General features: G+C 70.6%; 7 protein-coding genes. 2 read left to right on the top strand and 5 right to left on the bottom strand.

Going from position 1 to position 7,988, the window contains the following annotated elements; all coding sequences use genetic code 11:
- The 3 genes from purL to xerD all read right to left on the bottom strand — a co-directional run.
- Positions 1–2,964, bottom strand: a 2,964-nt coding sequence (gene purL / locus K0M70_RS05820; RefSeq protein WP_290780508.1) for a phosphoribosylformylglycinamidine synthase, incomplete at its 3' end; no start/stop codon positions are given.
- Between the two features lie 82 nt (positions 2,965–3,046).
- A complete protein-coding gene (locus tag K0M70_RS05815; protein ID WP_290780506.1) occupies positions 3,047–3,844 on the bottom strand; it encodes a thioredoxin fold domain-containing protein in 798 nt (265 codons plus the stop codon).
- A gap of 80 nt (positions 3,845–3,924) precedes the next feature.
- The gene (xerD, locus tag K0M70_RS05810; protein WP_290780503.1) at positions 3,925–4,878 is read right to left on the bottom strand and encodes a site-specific tyrosine recombinase XerD; all 954 of its coding nucleotides are present in this window, start codon (positions 4,876–4,878) and stop codon (positions 3,925–3,927) included.
- Between the two features lie 78 nt (positions 4,879–4,956).
- Here xerD and K0M70_RS05805 point away from each other — a divergent pair, with 78 nt between their 5' ends.
- Positions 4,957–5,415, top strand: coding sequence for an RDD family protein (locus K0M70_RS05805; protein ID WP_290780500.1), 459 nt, complete (start codon positions 4,957–4,959; stop codon positions 5,413–5,415).
- A gap of 3 nt (positions 5,416–5,418) precedes the next feature.
- On the opposite strand, the gene lptG is transcribed toward K0M70_RS05805, so the two are convergent.
- The gene (gene lptG, locus K0M70_RS05800) at positions 5,419–6,516 is read right to left on the bottom strand and encodes an LPS export ABC transporter permease LptG (protein WP_290780497.1); all 1,098 of its coding nucleotides are present in this window, start codon (positions 6,514–6,516) and stop codon (positions 5,419–5,421) included.
- Positions 6,513–7,595: an LPS export ABC transporter permease LptF gene (gene lptF, locus K0M70_RS05795; RefSeq protein WP_290780494.1), complete on the bottom strand. Its 1,083-nt coding sequence runs from the start codon at positions 7,593–7,595 to the stop codon at positions 6,513–6,515. The genes lptG and lptF overlap by 4 nt, the downstream gene beginning before the upstream one ends.
- A gap of 147 nt (positions 7,596–7,742) precedes the next feature.
- On the opposite strand from lptF, the gene K0M70_RS05790 reads away from it, so the two are divergent.
- The coding region (locus K0M70_RS05790; protein WP_290780492.1) for a M17 family peptidase N-terminal domain-containing protein at positions 7,743–7,988 on the top strand (246 nt) is incomplete at its 3' end.

The following is a 7,988-nucleotide window of genomic DNA, read 5'->3' as shown; positions in this document are numbered from 1 at the left end:
CCCGGCCTGGATGGCGTGCGTCACCGACCACCAGCTTTCAAACAGCTCGTGCCAGCTCCATTCGGCCAGCATGGTGCGGCCTTCGCTGACGCGCACCACCGGCGCCGAGGTCGGCTTGCCGATGCGCTGCGCGCAGTGCGTCAGCTCGTGGCGGTCGACCAGGTCGGCGAAGGCCGCCCGGTTCTCGGCGGCGATCTGCACCACCGCGCCCAACTCTTCGTTGAACAGCGTGCTGAACGGATCATCGCCCCAGCCGTCGAAGCTGAGCTCGAGGCCGCAGTGGCTGGCGAAGGCCATTTCGCAAAGTGCGGCAAACGCGCCGCCGTCGGAACGGTCGTGGTAGGCCAGCAGCAGGCCGTCGGCGCGCGCGGCCTGCACCAGCGCGAAGAAATGCCGCAGGCGGGCCGGCTCGTCCAGGTCGGGGCTGGCGCCGCCGAACGCCGAGTGCACCTGGGCCAGGATGGAGCCGCCCATGCGGCGCGCGCCGGCACCCAGGCCAATCAGCCACAGTTCGGAATCCACCGTGCGGTCCAGCACCGGCACCAGCGTCTGGCGCGCATCGTCCACGCGGGCGAACGCGGTGATCACCAGCGACACCGGCGACACAGACTTCTGCGGGCCTTCCGGGGCCTGCCATTGCGCCTGCATGGACAGCGAGTCCTTGCCGACCGGGATGGCGATGTCCAGCTCCGGGCACAGCTCCATGCCCACGGCCTTCACCGCGTCGAACAGCAGCGCGTCTTCGCCGGGGAACGAGGCAGCGGCCATCCAGTTGGCCGACAGCTTCACTTCCGAAAGCGAGGCGACCCCGGCGGCGGCCAGGTTGGTGATGGCTTCGCCCACGGCCATGCGGGCCGACGCGGCGGCGTCGATCAGCGCCAGCGGCGTGCGCTCGCCCACGGCCATGGCTTCACCCGCCACGCCGTTGAAATCGGTGAGCGTGACCGCGACGTCGGCCAGCGGCAGCTGCCACGGACCCACCATCTGGTCGCGCGAACACAGCCCGCCCACCGACCGGTCGCCGATGGTGACCAGGAAGTTCTTGGCCGCCACCGTGGGATGCGAAAGCACCCGCAGCCCGGCCTCGCGCAGGTCGAGCCTGGCGGTGTCCAGGCGCGGCCAGCGCGGGGCCGGCGTGCGCTGGGTGTCGCGGTGCATCTTGGGCGACTTGCCGAAAAGCACGTCCATCGGCAGATCGATCGGCAGCGAACCATCCGGGGCCCGGAGCACCAGCCGCGGGTCCAGCGTGGCCACGCCGACGGCGGCGAACACCGCGCGTTCGCGCAGGCAGATGGCCTCGAAGTCGGCGAAGCGGTCCGAGGCCACGCCCAGCACGTAGCGCTCCTGCGCCTCGTTCGACCACAGCTGCATCGGCGACAGGGACGGGTCGTCGCTGGGGATCTTCGCCATGTCGATGATGCCGCCGACGCTGGAGTCGTGCAGCAGCTCGGGAATGGCGTTGGACAGGCCGCCGGCACCGACGTCGTGCGCGGTGAGGATGGGGTTGCGCTCGCCTTGGGCGAAGCAGCGGTCGATCACTTCCTGGCAGCGGCGCTGCATCTCGGGGTTGTCGCGCTGCACCGAGGCCAAGTCGAGGTCTTCCGAACTCTGGCCCGAGGCCACCGACGACGCGGCACCACCGCCCAGGCCGATCAGCATCGCCGGGCCGCCCAGCACCACCACGTAGTCACCGGGGCGCAGGTCGAGCTTCTTCACCTGGCCACGGTCGATCGCACCCAGGCCGCCGGCCAGCATGATGGGCTTGTCGTAGGCGCGGCTCAGGCCGGGCTGGTCGGTGGGCAGTTCGAAGCTGCGGAAGTAACCGGTGAGCGCAGGGCGGCCGAATTCGTTGTTGAACGCGGCGGCGCCGATCGGGCCGTCGGTCATGATTTCCAGGGCCGTGGCCATGCGCGGGTTCAGCGGGCGATCGGCTTCCCACGGGCGCGGCAGCGACGGGATGCGCAGGTGCGATACCGAAAAACCGGTGAGCCCGGCCTTGGGCTTGCCGCCGCGGCCGGTGGCGCCTTCGTCGCGGATTTCACCGCCCGAACCGGTGGCGGCGCCCGGGAAGGGCGAGATGGCCGTGGGGTGGTTGTGGGTTTCGACCTTGATGCAGAACGCGGAGTCCACCGGCGCACTGTGGCCGTACTCACCCGTGTCGGCCTCGGGCCGGAAGCGCGCGCCCGGATGGCCTTCGATCACCGCGGCGTTGTCGCTGTAGGCGGTGAGCGTGAGCTGCGGCGACTTGGCGTGGGTGTTTCGGATCATCTTGAACAGGGTCAGCGGCTGCGGCTCGCCGTCGATGGTCCAGTCGGCGTTGAAAATCTTGTGGCGGCAGTGCTCGGAGTTGGCCTGCGCGAACATCATCAGTTCGGCGTCGGACGGGTCGCGCCCCAGCTCGCCGTAGCGCTGCTGCAGGTACTCGATCTCGTCGGGCGACAGCGCCAGGCCGAGACGGCCGTTGGCCTCCGCCAGCGCCGCCAGCGCGATGCGCTCCACCGGGCCCGGGGCGAGGCGCACGAACAGCTGCGCGGCCTCGTCACGGGTTTCGAGCAGGGACTGGGTCATCGGGTCGTGCAGGGCGCGCGCCAGGCGCGGCCAGCGCGGGTCAGCCGCGGGCGGCAGGCCCGCCAGGTCCAGGCGCAGGCCGCGCTCCACGCGCTTTACCGCCATGCCGGCACCGCGCACGATCTCGGTGGCCTTGGTGGCCCAGGGCGACAGCGTGCCCAGGCGCGGCACCACGAAGCGCGACACGCTGCCTTCGGCCGGCTCCTCGCGCCCCGTGCAGCCTTCCAGGATGCGGCCCAGCACCGCCAGGTCGGGCGCCGCGCCGGCTTCGGGCAAGGCGAAATAGACGTGCCAGGCGCCGACGACCCGGAGGTCACCGACGATCAGCTGCAGGCGGTTCTGGAGACGGTCGCGCCGAAAGGGCGACAGGGCGGGCAGGCCCTCAAGGACAATCATGTCCGCACTATTCCGTGGGAAACGAGCGCCGTATTGTAGACGAAGGCCGGGCACTCGGCCCGGCCTGTCGCAGGCCGGAGCCTCAGCGGGCCGGCTTGGCCGCGATCTGGTCCAGGCGGGCCAGCATTTCGGCCGGGGTGACGTAGCCGCCCAGCTGCTCGCCGTTGGCGGCGTAGATGGCCGGGGTGCCGTCCAGGCCGATGCTGCGGCCCAGGGTGTAGTCCATGGTGACCGGATTGGTGCAGTTGCCCTTGGGCAGGGACTGGCCGGCCTTGGCCGCCGTCATGGCCTGGCGACGGTCGGGCGCGCACCACACGGACACCGCCTTGTCGAAGGACTCGCCGGACAGGCCCGAGCGCGGGAAGAACAGGTATTCCACCGAGATTCCGAGCTGGTTGTATTCGGCCATCTGCTCGTGCAGCTTGCGGCAGTAGCCGCAGTCGATGTCGGTGAATACGGTGACGACGTGGCGGGGATTGGCCGCCGCGAACACGATGCGACGGTCGGCCCCGGCCGCGTCCAGCAGGTCCTTGCGCAGTACGCTTTCACTGGCCTGGGTCAGGTTTTCCCGGCTGGGGATGTCGAACAGCGCGCCCTGGATCAGGCGCTTGCCGTCCTCGGACAGGTAAACCACCCGGGCGCCCATCGCCACTTCCTTGAAGCCGGGAATGGGCGATTCGTCGATGCGGGTGATCACCGCGTCGGGCGCCAATTCCTTCATGGCCGCGCGCAGCGCGGCTTCACTGGCAGGCGCGCCGGGCGCAGCCGCGACCGGCTTGGCCGCACCCGCGGCGGGAGCGGCCGGCGTGGCCTGCGGCTCGGCGGCGCAAGCGGTCAGGCTGGCCACCAGGGCGAATGCGGTCAGGGTATGGCGGATCATTCGTGCGTCCTCGGTTCGGTTCTGGTTCCGACCCGGGAGGGGCGCGGAAAGTTCCGGCAATTGTGGCATGCCGCGCCGGATCAGGCCCGGGGATGGTGCTGCTGGTGCAGGCGCTTGAGGCCTTCGCGCGCCACCAGGGTGTAGATCTGGGTCGTGGAAAGCGAGCTGTGGCCCAGCAGCATCTGCAGCGCGCGCAGGTCGGCACCGTGGTTGAGCAGATGGGTGGCGAAGCTGTGGCGCAGCCCGTGCGGGCTGACCTTGGCCGGGTCGATGCCGGCCACCACGGCCAGGCGCTTCACGACGTTCCAGAACTGCTGCCGGCTCAGGGCAGCCCCCGCCCGGCCCAGGAACAGCGGCGCCGCCGCGCGGCTGCCCGCCAGCGCCGGCCGCGCCTGCGCGATGTAGCGTTCGATCCAGTGCAGGGCCTCTTCGCCCAGCGGCACCAGCCGCTCCTTGCTGCCCTTGCCCATCACGCGCACTACGCCCTGGCGCAGGTTGAGCGCAGTGGCCGGCAGGTTCACCAGCTCGCTCACCCGCAGGCCCGTGGCGTACATCAGCTCCACCATGGCGCGGTCACGCAGGCCGGCGGTGGTGTCCACGGCGGGCGCCGCGATCAACGCCTCCACTTCACTTTCCGACAGCGCCTTGGGCAGCGACCGGCCCAGCTTGGGGGGGTCGAGCAGGGCCGTGGGGTCGGTTTCACGCACGCCCAGCCGCACCTGCTGGGCGAAGTAGGCCCGCAGCGCCGACAGCAGCCGGGCATTGCTGCGCGCGGCGTAACCGTCTGAGGTGCGCTGGGCCAGGTAGTCGAACAGCACCTGCCGGTCCACGCCGGCCAGGTCCCGGCCGCGGGTGCCCAGCCAGCGCGACAGCCCCTCAAGGTCGCGGCGGTAGCTCTGCAGGGTCAGCGGCGACAGGCCCGACTCGGCCCAGGCGCGATCCAGGAACGCGGTGATCGAGCGAAGGTCGGCGGGCGCCGCCGGGGGCAGCGCCTGGGCGGCCGCACGGCGGTCGGCGGGAAGCTTGGAAGTCATGTGCGGCAGCTTAGACCAAGGCGGCGGCGCCGACCCGGCGCATGTCGGTCTTCACTGCGGTGCCGCTATCATTCGCACATGGACAACGCCCTGCCTGCGCCGCTTCCCGCCGCCCTGCCCGCCCACCTTGGCTGGCGAGTGCTCGCCATGGTGTACGACGCCATGCCCAATATCGCGCTGTGGTTCGCCGTCAGCGGCGTCGCCCTGGCCGTGGTGCCCGGCCATGCCCCGTTCGCGCCGTGGAGCCTGGGTCAGTTCGCGCTGTGGCTGCTGTGCTGGGCCATCAGCGGCCTGTATGCGGTGATGTCCTGGCGCGGCATCGGCCAGACGCTGGGCATGCGGCCGTGGCGACTGAAGGTACTGGCCGCCGACGGCCGCAAGGCCGGCGCCGGGGCGCTTTGGCTGCGTTACGCGGTGGCTACGGTTTCGCTGGCGGCCGCAGGCCTGGGCTTCGCCTGGTCGCTGGTGGACCGCGAGCGCCGCACCTGGCACGACATCGCCAGCCGCACGGTGATGGTGCGCCTGCCCAAGCCCTGATCGTCAGTCGCGTCGCGCCAGAACGCCCCAGCTCAGCCCCAACAGCATCAGCGGCGGCAGCAGGTAGGCCGCGCGCGCGTCGAAACGGTAGACGTCCGACAGGCTCACCACCAGGCGCTGCGCCAGCAGGTAGGCCACGCCGATCACGATGGCTATGAACAGCCGCTTGCCAAACCCGCCCGAACGCAGCGAACCGAACGCGAACGGCAGCCCCGCCAGGCAAAGCACCAGCACATTGAGCGGATAGAACCAGCGGGCCCAATAAGCGTTCTCGAAGGCTTTGGAGTCCAGGCCGTTGCGCTGCATGTACTCAATGTTGCGATCCAGCTCGCGCGAACTCAGGTAGCGCGGGCGCGAGGCCGCGGCGGCCAGGGCCTGGTCGTCGAGTTCGCTTTCCCAGGCCTCCTGCGGCAGCGCCTGCGTGGTGACCGACCTCTCGCCAAAGCGCGAGCGCTTCACGTCGCGCAGCAGCCACCGGCCGCCGCGATGCTCGGCGGTCTTCGCCTCGGCCATCGAAAGCAGCTTGCCCTGGTCGTCGAATTCGAACAGGCGCACGCCGCGCAGCTCGGTCCACTCCAAGCCGTCGGTGCGGCGGTTGGCGCCGTCGCGGGCGTTGAGGAACATATTGCCCTCGCGCAGCCACAGGCCCGACACGCGCGCCACCACCACGTCGCCGGTCTTGGCCTGGGTGACCACCGACTGCGCGCTCTGCTCGCCGAACGGCGCCACGGTTTCCGCGTTGACCACCATCAGCACGGTCAGCAGCATCACTGAAATCAGCGCGCCCAGGCCGATGCGCAGCCGCGACATGCCAACGGCACCCATCGCGACCAGCTCCGATCGCGACGCCAGCCCACCCAGGCCCAGCACGGTGCCGATCAGGGCCACCGTGGGGAAGAGTTCATACAGGCGCCGCGGCAGGGTGTAGGCAGTGAACAGCACCGCATGGCTGAGCGTGTAGCCACCCTCGCCGATCTCGTCGAGCTCCTGGACGAACGCCGACAACAGGTCGAAACCCGCCAGCACCGCCCACGCGCCGAGCGTGCTCACCAGCACGGCCCGCGCCAGGTACAGGTCGATGATGCGTGGACGCAGGTTCACGCCGGCACCCGCGTGGGCGCGCGCAGGCGGCCATCGGTGCGGAACAGCCACCAGGCCAGCACCGCCATGGGCAGCAGCAGCCACCACAGGCCGGCCCACGCGGGCAGCACCGAGGTGGCCAGCCAGCCCTTGCCCAGCACCAGCAGCGCCATCGCGTTCACGTAGATCAGCAGCGCCGCCAGGATGCGGCCGTAGCGGGCCTGGCGCGGCTCGCCCCGCCCCAGGGGCAGCGCCAGCACGCCCAGCACCAGCGCCATCAGCGGCGTGGCGATACGCCAGTGCAGCTCGGCGCGCGCGGCGGCGTCGGGTTGGGCCAGCAGCTGCACGGTGGAGCGCGTTTCAAGGTCGTCGGCGCTGCTGTCGGCGGCGGCATCGGGCACGCTCAGCTCGTTCTGGCCAAATCGCATCAGGCGGAAGTCCTTGGCGTCGAGCGTGCCTTCAACACGGAATCCGTCGTGCAGCCGCAGGAACCGGTCGGCGTCGCCTTCCACCACCAGCTCGCCCTCCCTGGCGGTGATCACGTCCAGCCGGCCATTGCGCTCGGACTGCACGAACATCTGCCGGAACCTGGTGCCGTCGGTACTGAGTTCACCCACGTAAAGCACGCCGGCCCGGCCGGGCAACTCAATGAAGCGGCCGGCCTCCAGGCCCGCCACCAGGAAAGAGCGCTTGGCGTTCTCTACCATGTCACGGGCAATCCGCGCGCCGGTGGGCGCGAGCCAAAGCGACGACACGGCGATGACCACGGCCACCGGCACCGTCACCAGCGCCAGCGGCCGCCAGAGGCGCTGCGGCCCCAGCCCGACCGACGACAGCACGGCCATCTCGCTGTCGCCGTAAAGCCGCCCCACCGACAGCAGCAGGCCGATGAACAGCGCCAGCGGCAGCAGCAGCGGCAGCACCTGCACCGACCTCAGCCCCAGCTGCGACAGCAGCAGCCCGGCCGGAACCTTGCCGCGCGCGATCTCCGCCATCAGGTCCACCAGCAGCCCGCCCAGCCCCACCAGCAGCAGCACGGCGGCCACGGCAGCCACGCTGGAGGCGAACTGGCGCAGCAGGTGGCGTTCGATCAGCAGCATGCGTGAAGGTGGGCCTTTGCCGGAGATAAAGGGGACGGGTCCGGACCGGCCGGCCCGTGCCTTGTTAGAATCGCGGGGTCGTCACGGAGCGTCGCCCCCAATGGGCGCCTTGCTCCCGACTCCCCCAATTGTACGGAATCAAACACCATGGCCCTCGAATTTCGCCTGAACCACCTCGCCCCCGCCACCGCGGACACCGACTGCGTCGTTGTCGGCGTGTTCGGCGACGGCAGCCTTTCGCCCTCGGCCCAGGCCATCAACCAGGCCAGCGGTGGCAAGCTGGCGGCGCTGGTGGAGCGCGGCGATGCCTCGGGCAAGACCGGGCGAACCACGCTCCTGCCCGACCTGGAATGCGAGAAGCCGCCGCGCGTGCTGGTGGTTGGCCTGAACGGA

The organism is Arenimonas sp., from assembly GCF_019459675.1.
Lineage (GTDB): Bacteria > Pseudomonadota > Gammaproteobacteria > Xanthomonadales > Xanthomonadaceae > Arenimonas.
This window is presented reverse-complemented; position numbering and strand designations above follow the sequence as displayed.